At 73.3% G+C, this 13,998-nt stretch carries 15 protein-coding genes; 3 read left to right on the top strand and 12 right to left on the bottom strand.

Annotation, left to right across the window (positions count from 1 at the left end; translation table 11 throughout):
* The first annotated feature begins 44 nt into the window (after positions 1 to 44).
* Complete coding sequence (gene bla / locus BLV05_RS03610; protein ID WP_046766433.1) at positions 45 to 992, top strand: class A beta-lactamase; 948 nt, start codon at positions 45 to 47, stop codon at positions 990 to 992.
* A 14-nt stretch (positions 993 to 1,006) separates the two neighbouring features.
* Here the strand turns inward: bla and BLV05_RS03605 are convergent, their stop codons facing one another.
* The 9 genes from BLV05_RS03605 to BLV05_RS03565 all read right to left on the bottom strand — a co-directional run bounded on the left by BLV05_RS03605 (position 1,007) and on the right by BLV05_RS03565 (position 10,016).
* The gene (locus BLV05_RS03605) at positions 1,007 to 1,777 is read right to left on the bottom strand and encodes a sugar isomerase domain-containing protein (RefSeq protein ID WP_046766434.1); all 771 of its coding nucleotides are present in this window, start codon (positions 1,775 to 1,777) and stop codon (positions 1,007 to 1,009) included.
* Positions 1,778 to 1,782: 5 nt separating this feature from the next.
* Positions 1,783 to 3,000 (bottom strand): hypothetical protein, encoded by a 1,218-nt coding sequence (locus tag BLV05_RS03600; protein ID WP_046766435.1) that lies wholly within the window; start codon positions 2,998 to 3,000, stop codon positions 1,783 to 1,785.
* Positions 2,997 to 3,665 carry an N-acetylmannosamine-6-phosphate 2-epimerase gene (locus BLV05_RS03595; protein WP_052762012.1) on the bottom strand — a complete coding sequence of 223 codons (669 nt, stop codon included), beginning with the start codon at positions 3,663 to 3,665 and terminating at the stop codon, positions 2,997 to 2,999. The genes BLV05_RS03600 and BLV05_RS03595 overlap by 4 nt, the downstream gene beginning before the upstream one ends.
* Positions 3,658 to 4,608, bottom strand: coding sequence for an N-acetylglucosamine kinase (locus tag BLV05_RS03590; protein WP_052762013.1), 951 nt, complete (start codon positions 4,606 to 4,608; stop codon positions 3,658 to 3,660). The genes BLV05_RS03595 and BLV05_RS03590 overlap by 8 nt, the downstream gene beginning before the upstream one ends.
* Complete coding sequence (locus BLV05_RS03585; RefSeq protein ID WP_046766437.1) at positions 4,605 to 5,468, bottom strand: carbohydrate ABC transporter permease; 864 nt, start codon at positions 5,466 to 5,468, stop codon at positions 4,605 to 4,607. The genes BLV05_RS03590 and BLV05_RS03585 overlap by 4 nt, the downstream gene beginning before the upstream one ends.
* A complete protein-coding gene (locus BLV05_RS03580; protein ID WP_082154855.1) occupies positions 5,465 to 6,382 on the bottom strand; it encodes a carbohydrate ABC transporter permease in 918 nt (305 codons plus the stop codon). The genes BLV05_RS03585 and BLV05_RS03580 overlap by 4 nt, the downstream gene beginning before the upstream one ends.
* 4 nt (positions 6,383 to 6,386) lie before the next feature.
* Positions 6,387 to 7,685, bottom strand: coding sequence for an ABC transporter substrate-binding protein (locus tag BLV05_RS03575; protein WP_046766439.1), 1,299 nt, complete (start codon positions 7,683 to 7,685; stop codon positions 6,387 to 6,389).
* A 45-nt stretch (positions 7,686 to 7,730) separates the two neighbouring features.
* A complete protein-coding gene (locus BLV05_RS03570; protein ID WP_046766440.1) occupies positions 7,731 to 8,492 on the bottom strand; it encodes a GntR family transcriptional regulator in 762 nt (253 codons plus the stop codon).
* 171 nt (positions 8,493 to 8,663) lie between these two features.
* A complete protein-coding gene (locus tag BLV05_RS03565) occupies positions 8,664 to 10,016 on the bottom strand; it encodes an FAD-binding protein (RefSeq protein WP_052762014.1) in 1,353 nt (450 codons plus the stop codon).
* Between the two features lie 67 nt (positions 10,017 to 10,083).
* On the opposite strand from BLV05_RS03565, the gene BLV05_RS03560 reads away from it, so the two are divergent.
* Entirely contained in the window at positions 10,084 to 11,145 is a 1,062-nt protein-coding gene (locus tag BLV05_RS03560) for a helix-turn-helix transcriptional regulator (RefSeq protein ID WP_052762015.1), read from the top strand.
* Here the strand turns inward: BLV05_RS03560 and BLV05_RS03555 are convergent.
* Together BLV05_RS03555 and BLV05_RS03550 are read right to left on the bottom strand one after the other, a co-directional pair.
* A complete protein-coding gene (locus BLV05_RS03555; protein WP_046766731.1) occupies positions 11,142 to 11,873 on the bottom strand; it encodes an NIPSNAP family protein in 732 nt (243 codons plus the stop codon). The genes BLV05_RS03560 and BLV05_RS03555 overlap by 4 nt on opposite strands.
* Before the next feature lie 32 nt (positions 11,874 to 11,905).
* A complete protein-coding gene (locus BLV05_RS03550) occupies positions 11,906 to 12,556 on the bottom strand; it encodes a TetR/AcrR family transcriptional regulator (RefSeq protein ID WP_052762016.1) in 651 nt (216 codons plus the stop codon).
* A 27-nt stretch (positions 12,557 to 12,583) separates the two neighbouring features.
* Here BLV05_RS03550 and BLV05_RS03545 point away from each other — a divergent pair, with 27 nt between their 5' ends.
* A complete protein-coding gene (locus BLV05_RS03545; RefSeq protein WP_046766442.1) occupies positions 12,584 to 13,150 on the top strand; it encodes an anthrone oxygenase family protein in 567 nt (188 codons plus the stop codon).
* On the opposite strand, the gene BLV05_RS03540 is transcribed toward BLV05_RS03545, so the two are convergent.
* Positions 13,087 to 13,962 carry an alpha/beta fold hydrolase gene (locus tag BLV05_RS03540; protein ID WP_046766443.1) on the bottom strand — a complete coding sequence of 292 codons (876 nt, stop codon included), beginning with the start codon at positions 13,960 to 13,962 and terminating at the stop codon, positions 13,087 to 13,089. The two genes, BLV05_RS03545 and BLV05_RS03540, sit on opposite strands and share 64 nt — an antisense overlap.
* Between the last annotated feature and the right edge of the window lie 36 nt (positions 13,963 to 13,998).

Below are 13,998 nucleotides of genomic sequence, written 5' to 3'. Positions count from 1 at the left end.
ATCCGTCTTTGCGTGTATGGAACGGGACGGGTGAGGCTGACGGCATGCGACTCACCACCCTGCCGGCCCTCGCGGCCGTCACCGTCGTCGTCCTCGCCGGGTGCGGCTCGGACGACGACCCGGCGCCCGCCGCGACCATCCCCGCCGAGACGAGCACAAGCACGAGCACGAGCGCGCCGGCCGAGACCCCCAGCCCGACGACCGACCCGGCCGTCGCTGCCGCGCTGGCCGCGCTGGAGACCGACTACGCCGCCCGGCTCGGCGTCTACGCGGTCGACACCGGGACCGGTGAGACGGTGGAGCACCGCCCCGACGAGCGGTTCGCGTTTGCCTCCACCCACAAGATGCTGTCCGCCGCCGCGGTGCTGCAGGCCACCGAGCCCGCGGATCTCGCCGAGGTGATCGCGTTCGACGCCGCCGACGTGGTCGGCTTCTCGCCGGTCACCGAGCCGGCCGCCGGCACCGGACTGACATTGCAGCAGATCATCGAGGCGGCCATCACCGTCAGCGACAACACCGCCGCGAACCTGCTGTTCGAGCAGGTCGGCGGGCCGGACGGGCTGGAGGCCGTGGTCCGCGACTTCGGCGACGAGGCCACGTCGTTCGACCGCATCGAGCCCGACCTCAGCGACTGGGTGCCCGGCGAGACGCGCGACACGACGACGCCGCGGGCGATGGCGGCGAACGTCGAAGGGCTGCTGCTCGGCGATCTGCTGGCGGAGGAGGACCGGACGCTGCTGCACGACACGATGCGCGCCAACACCACCGGCGACGAGCTGATCCGCGCCGGCGTCCCGGACGGCTGGGTGGTCGCGGACAAGACCGGTTCGGCGTCGCACGGCGGGCGCAACGACATCGCCGTCCTCGAGCCGCCCGGCGCGGCGCCGATCGTGCTCGCGGTCTACTCCAACCGGCTCGACCCGGAGGCCGAGTCGGACCCCGCGCTGATCGCCGCGGCCGCCGCGATCGTCGTCGACGAGTTCGCCGGCTGACGCCGCGGCTCTTTTCACGGCTCCGACGGACGCAGCCGCGACCCGTAGCGCGCGAACAGCGTCTCGTTGTGCGCGTCACCCTCGGGCACGTTCGCCGAGACCAGCACCGGCACGTCCTCGCCGGCCGCCAGCAGCAGCCCGCACACCTCGGTCACCAGCAGCTGCGCGATCAGCACGCCGGTCAGCGACGACGTCGGCGTGATCCGGACGCCGGTCGGCAGCTCGAGGGCGGCGTCGCCGCGCGGCGCGCCGTTGTCGATCACCACGTCGGCGAGCTCGAACAGCCGCTGGCCGGACGGGTGCCGCGACGTGATCCGGCGGCTCTGCTCGGCAGACGTGATCGCGATGACGGGGTGTCCGCCGGCCCTGGCCAGCCGCGCCAGCTCGACGACGGAGCCGTTGCCGCCGGAGTTCGAGGTGATGACGAAGACGTCGCTGGGGTGGATCTCGGCCAGGTCGAGGATCCGCTCGGCCAGCGCCGGGTCGCGTTCGACGGTGGGGTCGAGGATCTCCCGCGGGTCGGCGCCGCCGTACATGACGAGATCCTTGATCGACAGCGCGTTCGCCGGGACCAGGCCGCCCGCGCGGCCGACGATCTCGGCGGTGATCGAGCGGGAATGCCCGGTCGCGAACGCCTGGATCAGCCCGCCGGCCCGTAGGCCGTCGACGATCAGCCGGGCGGCCGCGGTGATGGCGCCGGCCTGCGTGGCGACCAGACGGTCGGCCGCCTCCCGCAGGATCCGCGCGGCGGTGTGCTGGTTGATCGGCTCGACGTCGGTCGTCATGGGTGTCAGCCTCCGTGGCTCGGATCCGTGGACAGTTCGTGCAGGACCCCGGCGACCCGCCCGGCGGCGTCGGGGCGGAACGGCGAGATCAGGACCTCGTAGGCGGGCGTGGCGAAGTCGGCCGCGGCCGGAAGATAGCCGGCGTAGCCGTTGGCGTACCCGAGCAGCACCGCCGGCGCCGCGGCCTCGCGCAGGGACAGGAACGGCTCGCCGCCGATGCCTTGCAACGTCAGCCCGCCGAGCCGGACGGCGGCCAGCTCCAGCGGCACCGCAGCCGTGTCGCCGGCCCGGCCGGCGGCCGCCTCGACGCCCTGCAGCGCGGTGACGACGGCGCGACCGGCCGGGTCGTCGTCGGCCAGTCCGGCCAGCCGGGTGGCGAACGCGTCGCGCAGCTCGTCGAGCCGATCGCGGTCGTCGCGGCGCCCCGGCAGCGGCAGCGTCGCTCGTGCCGTCGCGATGCCGTCGTCGGCGGTCCAGGACCGGCCCGGTTCGGCACCGAGTGCGGCGAGCTGCTCCGCCGCCAGTGCGGCCAGCCGCCGGCCCTCGGCCTCGGTCTGCGCGGCGCGGGTCCAGCGGGTGCTGATGTCTCCGGCCGCGCCGGTGGCGACGACCACCCACGGCGACCCGCCGAGCCGCGCCCGCAGCTCCTCACGTACCCAAGCGGCGAGGTCGCCGCTGACCACCGACGACGACGCCGGCAGGACGGTCGGGTGCACCGGCAGCACGACCAGCACCCCCACAGGCGCCTCGGCCGGCCCGAACCGGAGCACGTCCACGGAGACCTGCCGATCGCCGGTGTCGGCGCCGCGGCGAGAGCCGACGCCGGCCAGCTCGCCGGCGAGGTGGCTCGCGACGCACTCGGACTCGCTCGCCACCGCGAGCCGGGCCGCCTCGGCCGCCGCGTCGGCGACGGCGGCCAGCCAGGCGACCGGGGTGGTCCCGCCGCCGGGCCGCGCGCCGACGTCGGGGCCGGAGTGCGTGTGGGTCGCGCAGACCCAGACCTCACCGTCCACCCGCCGGCGGATCTCCGCCGCGAGGTCGGCGTTGACCCCGACCAGCTCGGCGACGACCAGCAGGAAGCGGTCGGCGCCCGCGGCGATCGAGACGCAGTCGACCCGCAGCGGCGCGAGGGTCCCCGATGACAGGTCGGTGCGGGCCGCGTACCCGCCCAGCGGCGTGCCGTCCGCAACGGTCAGCGTCGCGGACCCGTGACCGGCCCTCATCGCGCCGCCTCGACCAGCCGCCGGGTGATCGCCATCGGGTTCGTGACGGCGGTCCCGACGACGACGGTGTGCGCTCCCGCGTCGAAACCTGCCAGCACGTCATCGCGGGTCCAGTAGCGGCCCTCGGCGACGATCGGGCAGTCCAGCTCGTCCGCCAGTGCCTTGACCAGCGCGAGGTCCGGGCCGTCGCCGTACACCGAGCCGTCGGTGTAACCGGACAGTGTGCTGCCGACCAGGTCCGCGCCGGCCGCGCGGGCGTACCGGCCGGCCGCCAGCGTGTCGACGTCCGCCATGACGGGCACGCCCAGGCGCTCGTGGATCTTGGCCACCAGCCGGGCCAGGTCGCCGCCGGGCCGCGGCCGCGCCGTACCGTCCAACGCCACCACCGTCGCACCTGCCCGCACGACGGCGGCCGCCGCCTCGAACGACGGCGTGATGTAGACGCCGTCGCGGTCGCCGGTCTTGTTGATGCCGAGGACCGGCACCGAGACCGCCGCGCGGATCGCGGCGACGTCGGCCGGTCCGTTGGCCCGAATGCCGGCCGCGCCGCCGGCCTCCGCCGCCCGCGCCATCAGCGCCATCGGGCCGGGACCGTGCAGCGGGTTGTCCGGGCCGGCCTGGCACGACACCACGATCGAGCGGAACGGGAACACGGCGTCAGACACGGGAGTCACTCTCCGCGGTGAGCATCAGTGGTGTGTACGGGCCGAGCCCGCCAGCCAGCAGCCGCACGGCGCCGTCCAGCTGACTGCCCAGCGGCTCGTGCACGCGCACGCCCGGGCACCGTTCCTGGACGGCGTCGAGGTACGGGCGGCGCACGAGGTCGTCGATGGTGAACAGCCCGCCGGCGTAGGACACCGGGACGTCCTCGGCATCGGGGAACGCGCGGGCCAGCACGGCCGCGGTCGTCGTCACCAGGTCGTCGACCGCGCCGGACCAGATGGCCCGGGCGATCGGGTCACCGGCCCGGGCCACCGCTGCCACCCAGGGCGTGCAGGTGGCGAGCAGCCGCACCGGCGCTGGCGAGGTGTAGATGCGCTGGGGCAGCCCGGCGAGGTCACCGAACGCGTCCTGCGCGGCCTCGGTCAGCAAGGTCGCCGGACCGCGTCCGTCCCTGGCGGCCAGTACCGCGCGCAGCGCCGCCCGGCCGATCGCGAACCCGCTGCCGGAGTCGCCCAGCAGGTAGCCGTGGCCGTCGGCCTGGTGCGCCGTTCCGTCGGCGGCGATGCCGAGGCAGACGACGCCGGTGCCGGCCGCGGTGACCACCCCGGCCGCGCCGCCGAGCGCGCCGGCGTGCGCGGTGACCATGTCCGGGCCGAGCCACACCTCGGGGCCGCCGAGCCGGTCGCGGATGCGCGCCGCCAGCCGCCGGCGGCGCACCGGCTGCAGCGGCGCCGCCGTCAGGCCGAGACAGATCCGCCGCACGCCGGCCGGCGACCCGAGGGCGACATATGCCTCGGTCACCGCGTCCGAAACGCTGTCCAGCAGGTCGGTCTCGGCGCTGTACGCGAACCCGCCGGCGTGCGCGATCTCGACGGCGGCGCCGTCGCGCACCACCGCCATCCGCAGGTTCGTCTGCCCGCCGTCGACGGCCAGCTCCAGACTCACTTGATCCCCGCCGTCATCGTGATCCCTTCGACGAACTTGCGCTGGAGGACGAGGAAGAGCAGCAAGGTGGGCAGCAGCGCCAGCAACGCCGCCGCCATCATCATCGGGAGGCCGCCGGAGCCGAGGTTGTTCGCCTGCATCGCCGCCAGCCCGACCGGAAGCGTCCGGTGCTCCTCGTCATTGCCGACCAGCAGCGGCCACAGGTGGCTGTCCCAGTTGGTCATGAAGATGAACAGCGCCAGAGCGGCCATCGGCGAGACCATCATCGGGGCCACGACGTTCCAGAGGATTCGCAGCTCGCCCGCGCCGTCGATGCGGGCGGCCTCCAGCAGCTCGTCGGGCACGCCGTCGATGCTCTGACGCATCAGGAAGATCCCGAACGCGCTGGTGGCCGACGGGATGATCAGCCCGGCGAAGCTGTTGACCCAGCCCAGGTCGAAGACCAGCGCGTAGAGCGGCACGTAGATGACCTCGAGTGGCACCATCAGCGTCGCCAGCACGACGAAGAACAGCAGGTTCCGGCCGCGGTAGGCGAACTTGGAGAAGCTGTAGCCGGCCAGCGTGCAGGTGAGGACGTTGAGCAGCGTCACCGCGACCCCCACCACGGTGCTGTTGAGGTAGTACCGCGCGAACGGCGCCTGCTCGAACGGCAGCGCGAAGTTGCCCCAGAGCCATTCCGACGGCAGCCAGCGCATGGGGTTGGCCAGCACCTCGTCGGCCGGCTTCACCGCCGCCAGCGCCGCGTACACGAACACCGACGCGAACACCAGGCCGCCGGCGAGCAGCAGCACGAACACGACGATCTTCCCAGCCCGGCGGCGCCGCCGGACCGGGTTCACGACGGCGACACCGGCGCTCATGCCGACCTCCGCAGCGCCCGCAGCTGTACGAACGTCACCATGATCAGCAGGACGAACATGAGGACCGCGACGGCGGAGGCGCGGCCCATACGCGCGCTGGCGAAGGCCGTCTTGTACACGAACAGGTTGATCACCTCGGTGCCGAAGCTGCCGCCGGTGAGCACCACCTGCGGGCTGAACGACTGGAAGCCGCGGATCACCGCCATCACCAGGACGACGACGGTGATCGGCTTGAGCAGGGGGAGCGTGACGTAGCGCAGCCGGCGCAGCGAGCCGGCGCCGTCCAGCGACGCCGCCTCCTGCAGGTCCTTCGGGATGTTCTGCAGGCCGGCGAGGAAGATGATCAGGAAGAACCCGACCTCCTTCCAGATCGCGGCGATGGCGATCGCCCACTTGGCCCAGGTGCTCGACGTCAGCCACGGGATGTCGGTGTTCAGGGTCTGGTTGAGCAGTCCTTCGGGCTGGAGGACCAGCCGCCAGATCACCGACACCGCCACCCACGACGTCGCCACCGGCGCGAAGTACAGCAGCCGCACGAACGCGCTGCCGCGCATCCTGGTGTTCAGGCCGAGCGCCAGCACCAGCGCCAGCAGCACCGCGGGGCAATAGGTCACCACGACGTAGAACAGCGAGGCGCCGAGCGAGGCCAGGAAGCGTTCGTCGCCGAACAGGAACCGGAAGTTGTCCAGCCCGACCCAGACCGGCGGGCTGGTCAGGTTGTAGTCGTACAGGCTGAGCTGGAACACCCGCAGCATCGGGTAGATCGCGAACGCCGCGAAGAGCACCAGCGCGGGCAGCGCGAACGCGAGGCCCACGGCGTTGCGGCGACGGCGCCAGCCGCTGCCGCCGCCGGAGCCCGGGGCACGGGCCCGCCCGGAGCGGGCCCGTGCCGGTGCGGTTCGAGTCAACGCCATGCGTCTAGCTCGAGACGCTCTGGTCGACGGCCTCCGAGGCCTCCTCGAGACTCTCGGCCGGCGGCTGCCCGTCGAAGATGGACCGCTCGACGGCCGCCTTGATCGCGTCCTGCACCTCGCTCCAGTGTGGGCCGACCTCGTCGAACTTGCCCTGCTGGTAGGCCTGCGACCAGACCTCGAGGAACGGGATGTCGGCCGCGGCCGGCGACTGCTCCCAGCCCTGCAGCGGCTGCACGAAGCTCACGTCGGTGAGCCAGCGCTCGTGCTGCGAGGTCATGTACTCGATGAACTTCCAGGCTTCCTCCTGCTGCTCGGAGGCCTTGTTCACCGCGAAGTAGTAGCCGTACCAGCGCCCGGACGGGTTGGCCGGGTCGACCTGCGGGAGCGGGACGACCTGCAGGTTCTCGAACGTCTCGGGGTTGTCGATGGCGATCTGCTCGACCGCCCACGGGTAGATCATGGTCATCGAGCGGCGGCCCGAGGCGAAGTCCTCGAACGGCGACGTCGCCTCGCGCGAGGCGGTGTCGGCATCGCCGACCTGGTCCTCGCGGATGAGGTCGTGCCAGATCTGCAACGCCTCCACGGACTCCGGCTCGGTCAGGGCCGACCCGGTGCCGTCGTCGTTGAGGATGGAGCCGCCGGTCTCGTTCAGCAGCGTCTGCAGCTGCTGGGTGTACCAGCCGGAGTGCAGGTAGACGAAGTTGAACCCCTCGTGCCCGGCGGCGACCAGCTGCTGGCCGTACTCGGACACGTCCTCCCAGGTCTCCGGCGGGCTGGCCGGGTCCAGCCCGGCGTCGGCGAAGTGCTGCGTGTTGATGGCGAACGCCGTCGCGTTGAACTCGCTGGGCACGCCGTAGAGGGTGCCGTCGTCGCCCTTCGCGCCATCGAGCGTGCCGTCGACGTAGAGCGCCTCGAGCTCCTCGACGGAGTCGACGCTGAACGCGGCCGGCTCGATCGGCGCCAGCAGCTGCTTCGGGATGTACTCGCCGCGCAGCGCGCTGTCGTCCATGTTGATGATGTCCGGCCCGGAGCCGTTGCTCAGCGACGTGAGCATCTTGGTGCCGAAGTCGTTGTTCGGGATGGTCTCGTAGGTGATGGTGACGTTCGGGTTCGCCTCTTCGTACTCCGCGATGAGCTGCTCGTTCAGCTCCGTCATCGGCGGGTGCGTGTGCGTCCAGTAGGTCAGCTCGATCTGGTCGCCCTCACCGGTCGACCCGCCGTCGTCGGAGCCGCAGGCGGCGACGACCGCCAGCACGGCAGCGGCCGGGATCAGGACCGCGCGGGCGCGCGTTCGTACGCTCATGGTTGCTCGCTTTCGTCGGTCCGCCCAGGTGGGCGGCAGGGAAGGTCAGGCGGTACGCCGGGCGCGCCGGCGCAGCGCCGGGGCCGGGACGGGCCGGAGCTCGGCCGTGAGCTGGAACCTGTCGCCGCGGAAGATGTCGGTGCCGCACTCGACGACCCGTCCGTTGGCGCCGAACGTGACGACGTCGAGCCGGAACGCCGGTCGCCCCGGCTCGGTGTGCAGCAGGGTGGCGTCCTGCTCGTCGAGCAGCGTCGGCTCGATGGTCGTGCGGCCGGTGAGGATCGGGATGCCGTAGCGCCCCGCAAGCAGGTCGTACCAGGAGCCGTCCAGGTCGGCCGGCGCCAGGCCCGGCACGACGTCGTCGGCCACCCAGGTGGTCTCCAAGCCGATGGGGTCGCCGTCGGCGGTGCGGAGCCGGGTGAACCGGACGATCGCTGTGTTGACGGGGATGCGCAGCGTCCGGGCCTGGCGCGGCCCGGCGGGCAGCCGCCGGAACTCCAGTGTCACGCTGCCCGGCACGAGGCCACGGTTACGCATCTCCTGCGAGAACGAGGTCATCGCGAGGCGGCGGGTCAACTTCGGTCGCGCGACGAAGTTGCCCCGGCCGTGCTCGCGTACGACGAACCCGGCCGTCGCCAGGTCGTCGAGGGCCCGCCGCAGGGTCATGCGGGCCACGCCCCAGTCGTGCGCCAACTGACGTTCCGATGGGAGCGCGACGCCCTCGTCGCCGTGGTCGATGAGCTCCAGCAGGCGGCCGCGCACCTGTGCGACCTTGCCGGCCGCCGACCCGAATGCGTCACTCGCCATGTCATGCGCTCCTCGACGTGAGGTGAGGTGCGCACCTTTATAGTCCGTGGCGCTGGACCGCACCAGAGCGGCGGCGAACCTGCATTAGACCAGTCGTCCGCACTTCCGGGCGATGATGCCGCAGGCCAGTGCCCATTCCGCCGAGTCGTGCCGCAACTGGTCCAATCGGTCTCAGGCCGGCGGCCGGTATCCCGGCGTGAGGACGCCGAGCGGGTCGGCCCGCTCCTTCCACCGCCGCCAGTCCGCCCACCGCTCGCCGAGGTGCTCTTCCAGAGGAACGTCCAGGGCGCTGACCGGATACAGCGTGCCGCCGGCCGCCCGGACCCGTCCGTACACCTCGTGGTTCTGCCGGACCATGGCCGCGGCCCTACCGGCGTCGGGCCGCGAGGCGAAGCGGACGAGGTTGAATGAGTAGACGACCGGCTCGTCGGGGAGCCGCGCGAGCGGCGTCGCGATCGCATCCGTGCTCAGCGGGTAGAAGAGGACGCGGCCGTGGTCGCCGAGGTCGTCGGCGGTGAGGTCGTCGAGGATGCCCCGTGCCGTTTGCACCGCGGCCGAGCCCGGCAGGAACGTCAGCAGCCACGGATGCGGGCCGGACCACTCGCCGGTCGACCGCAGCAGCGCCGTGAACCGGTCGAACGCCTCCAGGTGCTCGCGGTACGACACGTCCTCGACCTGCGCGTCGGGCCGGAGCTCGGCGAGGTCGGCGAGCACGTCCGCGTCGTCGGGCTCCCGTCCCGGCGCGTGGAAGGCGGCCAGCTCCAGCTGGTAGTGCCAGCCGCCGTCCGCGCGGACGGCCGCGCCCTGCAGGTGGTCCGCGCGCCCGGTGCGCAGCAGCAGCTCCTGGTCGGCGGCCAGCTCGGCGAGGCCGGCGTAGCGCAGCGTGAACCTGCGCACCCGGGCGGGCGCCGGAATCAGGGACAGCACCGCGCGGGTGATGATGCCGAACTGCCCGAGTCCGGCCCGCACGTGGTCGAACAGCTCGGCGTTCTCGTCGCGCGAGCAGGTGAGGACCTTGCCCTCGCCGGTGACGACGTCGAGCTCCGTGACGGTGTCGGTCACCAGGCCGTGCCGGTGCGACGTCCCGCCGACCCCGCCGACCGACACCGTGCCGCCGATAGAGAGGTCCAGGTAGTTCAGCAGGACGGCCGGGGTCAGCCCGGCGCGCAGAGCCGTGGCGGCGACGTCGCGCCAGGTCGCACCGGCGCCCACCTCGATGTTGCCGTCGTCGCGCAGCCGGACGGCGTCGAACGGTCGCGTGTCGACCACGATGCCGTCCGCCACTTGCGCCCGTCCGTAGACCGAGTGCCCCTGCCCGCGGGCGGCCACCTGGAGTCCGTGGTCACCGGCCCAGCGGACGACCGCCGCGACGTCGGCGACCGAGCCTGGCCGCAGCACCGCCAGCGGCCTGCGTGACACCAGGTGCCCGAAGTCGTCGGCGGCCAGCGCCCGCGCGTACTCCGACCGCAGCAGGTCGCCGTCGAGCCGCGGCAGGTCCGCCCACGGCACGTCACGTTCGTCCATCACTCCACTCTGACGTGGCCGGCGGCGGGCGCCCATCCCAGATTCCTGGGCGAGCTAGCCTGGCGACGTGGCCACCTTGCCGGTCGCACGCGCGCGTCGCGACCTCACGACCTTGCTGGACGACGGCCTCGGCGTCGGCGACTTCTCGCTGCGGGCCGCCGAGGTGATCCGCCGCTCGGTGCCGTTCGCCGGGGTCTGCGTGCTGACGATGGATCCCGCGTCGCTGCTGCCCACCGGCGAGGTGGTCGTCGACGGCCTGCCCGCGCACAGCCGGACCCGGCTGGCCGAGATCGAGCTGCTCGAGTCCGACGTCAACACCTACGCCCAGCTCGTCCGGCAGCCGATCCCCGCGGCCAGCCTCAGCGCCGCCACCGGGGGCGAGCTGGACCGGAGCCTGCGGCAACGCGAGCTGCGCCGGCCGGCCGGGTTCGGCGACGAGCTGCGGGCCGTGCTCGTGGGCGAGACCGGCACCTGGGGCGCCGTCACGTTGCTGCGCGAGGCGGGCGATCCGTGGTTCACGCTGCGCGAGGTCGGGTTCGTCGCAGCGCTGTCCCGGGTCCTCGCCGAGGGCGTCCAGCGGGCCCTGCTCGTCGCGGCGACCGACGCGGCGCCGGACGACGACACCGGCATGCTCGTCGTCGGCGCGGAGATGACCGTAACGGGGTCCGATCCGGCGGCCGAGCGCTGGCTGGACGATCTGCGGGTGGCCGGCGCCGGCCCGCGGGAGCTGCCGGTCGCCGTGCGGGCGGTGGTGAGCCGGGCCCGGCTCGGCGCGGCGTCGGCGTCGCCCGGCCGCGCCGCCTACGGGCGGGCCCGGACCCGCTCCGGACGCTGGGTGAGCCTGCGCGCGTCGCTGCTGGATCCGGGCGATCGGCAGGTCACCGTGGCGCTGCAGGCCGCCGGCCCTCGCGAGCTGGCGCCGTTGATCGCCGACGTCTACGGCCTGACCGAGCGCGAGCGGGTCATCACCGGGCTGATCGCCCAGGGCCGGCCGACGCAACGCATCGCCGCCGACCTGCACCTGTCGCCGTACACCGTCCAGGACCACCTCAAGTCGATCTTCGACAAGACCGGGGCGTCGTCCAGGGGCGAGCTGGTGGCGCGCATCTACCTCGGCGAGCCCGGTTAGCGCAGCAGCGACCGCGCCGTCGGCGCGAGCCGCAGCGTGACCGGCGGCGCGGACAGCCGACGGTCCAGCTCGGCCCGCAGAGCGGTCTGCCGCTCCCACTCGGCGAGGTGGACGGCGTGCGCGGGCGCGTCGTCGAAGCGGGCGGCCCACGCGAAGACGTTGACGCCCGCGCGGACCGGCAGCGACGGGAAGGTGTTCGGCGAGGTGTCGGTCTCGAGCCGGGCCAGCGGGGTGACACCGAGCGCCGGCTCGACCTCCGCGGCGAAGAACCGGCCGAACGCCCGCAGGTCGCCGACGACCGGGTAGACGACCACGCTCACCAGCGATGACGGCGTCAGGGTCGCCCCCGCGGGTGGCCGCGCCGACGCGACGTCGCCGCCGACGCCGGGGAACGGGAAGCCCGACCCGGCGCCGGCCGGGTGCAGCAGGTGGACGTCGTCGATGTCGATCATGGTGACGTTGGCAGCCGCGGCGTGCTCTTTCCAGACCGGCCCGGTGTAGAACGCCGTCAGTGCCTCGTGCCGTGTCGCCATGTCGGCGAAGCCGCGGATCCAGACGAACCGGCCCGGCGCGTCGAGGTTGCGGAACTGGCCGATCAGCCGCATGCCGAGCACCTCCTGCGACTCGACGAGCTCGCGGTCGAACAGTGTGATGAGGTCGTCGCGGCGCTCCGGGTACACGGTGTACTGCCGCAGTTCGACGATGGGGCAGCAGAGGTCGCTCGGCATGGTGCGCACGCTAGCCGCCGGCACCGACAGCATCACCGGCCCGCGTAGAGCCGGTAGAACAGCGCGACCGCCTGAGTCGCCCGCGCCTCCGCCATCGGCCGCGTCCACGCCGGTCCGCCGCCGAGCAGCGCGGTGATCTGAGCGTCGCGCACCGCGAGGCCGAACAGGACGCCGAACGCCTCGGCCGGGTCGGGGCAGTCCAGCTCGCCCGACGCGGTGGCGCGGGCCAGCAGCGCCTCGAACAACGGCCCGGTGGTGGCCCGGCCGCGCTGGTACAGGACCTCGGCGAGGTCGGTGTCGGCGGGGACGCCGGCGATCGCGGCCCGGTTGAGCGCGAGCGAGCGCGCCCCTGTGAGCAGCGTCAGCAACCCCGCCACGGCGTCCTCGAGAACGGGGCGGACCGGCCGGTCGGCGGGCGCATCGAGCGCGGCGCGCAGCAGGTCGTTCGTCGCCGTCGACTGCTGCAGGACCAGCGCCTCGAGCAGCCCGCGCCGGCTGCCGAAGCGCGCGTAGATCGTCTCCTTCGACGCCCGGGCCTGCTCCGCGACCCGCCGGGTGGACAGCGCGGCGGCGCCGTCGCGCTCGAGGACGACACCGGCCGCCTGCAGGATCGCGTCCTCCCGGGCCTGCCCCCGAGCGGTGGATCTCGGGGTCGTTCTCGGGGTTCCTCCGGATGTCGCCATGTCCGAACCGTACCGTACGGTTCGGACATGACGAACTCAACCCGTGGCCAGTTGGCCACCGCCATCGTCGCCGTGCTGCTGCTCGGCCTGATTGCCGGCTTCTTCTACGCCTACGCCTGCTCGGTGATGGTCGGACTGGCCGACACCGACGACCGGACCTTCATCGCCGCGATGCAGGCGATCAACGCCAACGTCCGCAACGCCGGCTTCGCGCCGAGCTTCTTCGGCGCGCTGATCGCGACGGCCGCGGCCGCCCTGCTCGGCGTGCGCCGCCGGCCGTCGCGGGCGACCGTCCTGCTGGCGGCCGCCGCGCTGACCTACGCCGTCGGCGGCTTCCTGCTGACCATGGGGGTCAGCGTCCCGCTCAACGACGAGCTGGCCGCCGCGGGGGCGCCGACGACGATCGCCGACCCGGCGGCCGTCCGCGCCGACTACGAGGACCCATGGGTGGCGTGGAATCTGGTCCGGACGATCGCGTCGACCGTTGCGTTCGGGCTCGCGGTCGCCGCCGTCCACGACTTGGGACGTATCTACCGCAGCAGGTCGCGCAGCTCGGCGACGATCGCGCCCGGCGCCTCCTCGGCCATGAAGTGACCCGCGGTCGTGGTGGTGTGCCGCAGGTCCGGCGCCCACGCCTTCCACAGCCCGGCCGCGTCGTAGCCGAGCGCCGCGCCCCAGTCCTGCTGGACGACGGTGACCGGCATCGGCAGGCGCCGCCCGGCCGCCCGGTCCGCGGCGTCGTGCTCGACGTCGATGCCGGCGGAGGCGCGGTAGTCGGCCACGATCGACGGGACGGCGGCCGCGGACGCCCGCAGGTACTCGGCCCGCACGTCGGCCGGGATCGCCTCCGGCCGGGCGCCCCACTGGTCGAGGAAGTACCCGAAGAACTCGTCCGCCGACGCGGCGATCAGGCGTTCCGGCAGGCCGGGCGGCTGCGCCATCAGGTACAGGTGGAACGCGACCACTGCCGAGGCGCCGTGCAGCACGTCCCACATGTCCAGCGTCGGCAGCACGTCGAGGACGGCGAGGTGCGTGACGTGGTCCGGGTGGTCCAGCCCGGCGCGGAACGCCACCAGGGCGCCACGGTCGTGGCCGGCCAGAGCGAACCGCTCGTGCCCGAGCGCCGCGGCCAGCGCGACGACGTCGGCCGCCATGGTCCGCTTGGAGTAGGTGCCGTCGCCGGTCTCGGCGGGCTTGTCGCTGCCGCCGTAGCCGCGTAGGTCCGGGACGATGACGGCGTGGTCGGCGGCCAGATCGGCCGCGACGTGCCGCCACATCAGGTGGGTCTGCGGGAACCCGTGCAGCAGCACGACCGGGCGGCCGGTGCCGGCGACGGCGACGTTCAGCGCGACGCCGTCGGTGACGGTGACGCGCCGGTGCTCGAAGTCGGGGATGGTGGGCGGCATGACTCTCCTCTGGACGAAGGTGGTGACGTGTCCAGC

Origin of the sequence: Jiangella alkaliphila (assembly GCF_900105925.1) — a bacterium.
Classification (GTDB): domain Bacteria; phylum Actinomycetota; class Actinomycetes; order Jiangellales; family Jiangellaceae; genus Jiangella; species Jiangella alkaliphila.
This window is presented reverse-complemented; position numbering and strand designations above follow the sequence as displayed.

What these genes read in the sequence shown, in the direction of transcription:
- bla (WP_046766433.1), top strand. Translation starts at nt 45, where the DNA reads ATGCGACTCACCACCCTGCCGGCCCTCGCGGCCGTCACCGTCGTCGTC.
- BLV05_RS03605 (WP_046766434.1), bottom strand. Translation starts at nt 1,777, where the DNA reads ATGACGACCGACGTCGAGCCGATCAACCAGCACACCGCCGCGCGGATC.
- BLV05_RS03600 (WP_046766435.1), bottom strand. Translation starts at nt 3,000, where the DNA reads ATGAGGGCCGGTCACGGGTCCGCGACGCTGACCGTTGCGGACGGCACG.
- BLV05_RS03585 (WP_046766437.1), bottom strand. Translation starts at nt 5,468, where the DNA reads ATGAGCGCCGGTGTCGCCGTCGTGAACCCGGTCCGGCGGCGCCGCCGG.
- BLV05_RS03580 (WP_082154855.1), bottom strand. Translation starts at nt 6,382, where the DNA reads ATGGCGTTGACTCGAACCGCACCGGCACGGGCCCGCTCCGGGCGGGCC.
- BLV05_RS03575 (WP_046766439.1), bottom strand. Translation starts at nt 7,685, where the DNA reads ATGAGCGTACGAACGCGCGCCCGCGCGGTCCTGATCCCGGCCGCTGCC.
- BLV05_RS03570 (WP_046766440.1), bottom strand. Translation starts at nt 8,492, where the DNA reads ATGGCGAGTGACGCATTCGGGTCGGCGGCCGGCAAGGTCGCACAGGTG.
- BLV05_RS03565 (WP_052762014.1), bottom strand. Translation starts at nt 10,016, where the DNA reads ATGGACGAACGTGACGTGCCGTGGGCGGACCTGCCGCGGCTCGACGGC.
- BLV05_RS03555 (WP_046766731.1), bottom strand. Translation starts at nt 11,873, where the DNA reads ATGCCGAGCGACCTCTGCTGCCCCATCGTCGAACTGCGGCAGTACACC.
- BLV05_RS03550 (WP_052762016.1), bottom strand. Translation starts at nt 12,556, where the DNA reads ATGGCGACATCCGGAGGAACCCCGAGAACGACCCCGAGATCCACCGCT.
- BLV05_RS03545 (WP_046766442.1), top strand. Translation starts at nt 12,584, where the DNA reads ATGACGAACTCAACCCGTGGCCAGTTGGCCACCGCCATCGTCGCCGTG.
- BLV05_RS03540 (WP_046766443.1), bottom strand. Translation starts at nt 13,962, where the DNA reads ATGCCGCCCACCATCCCCGACTTCGAGCACCGGCGCGTCACCGTCACC.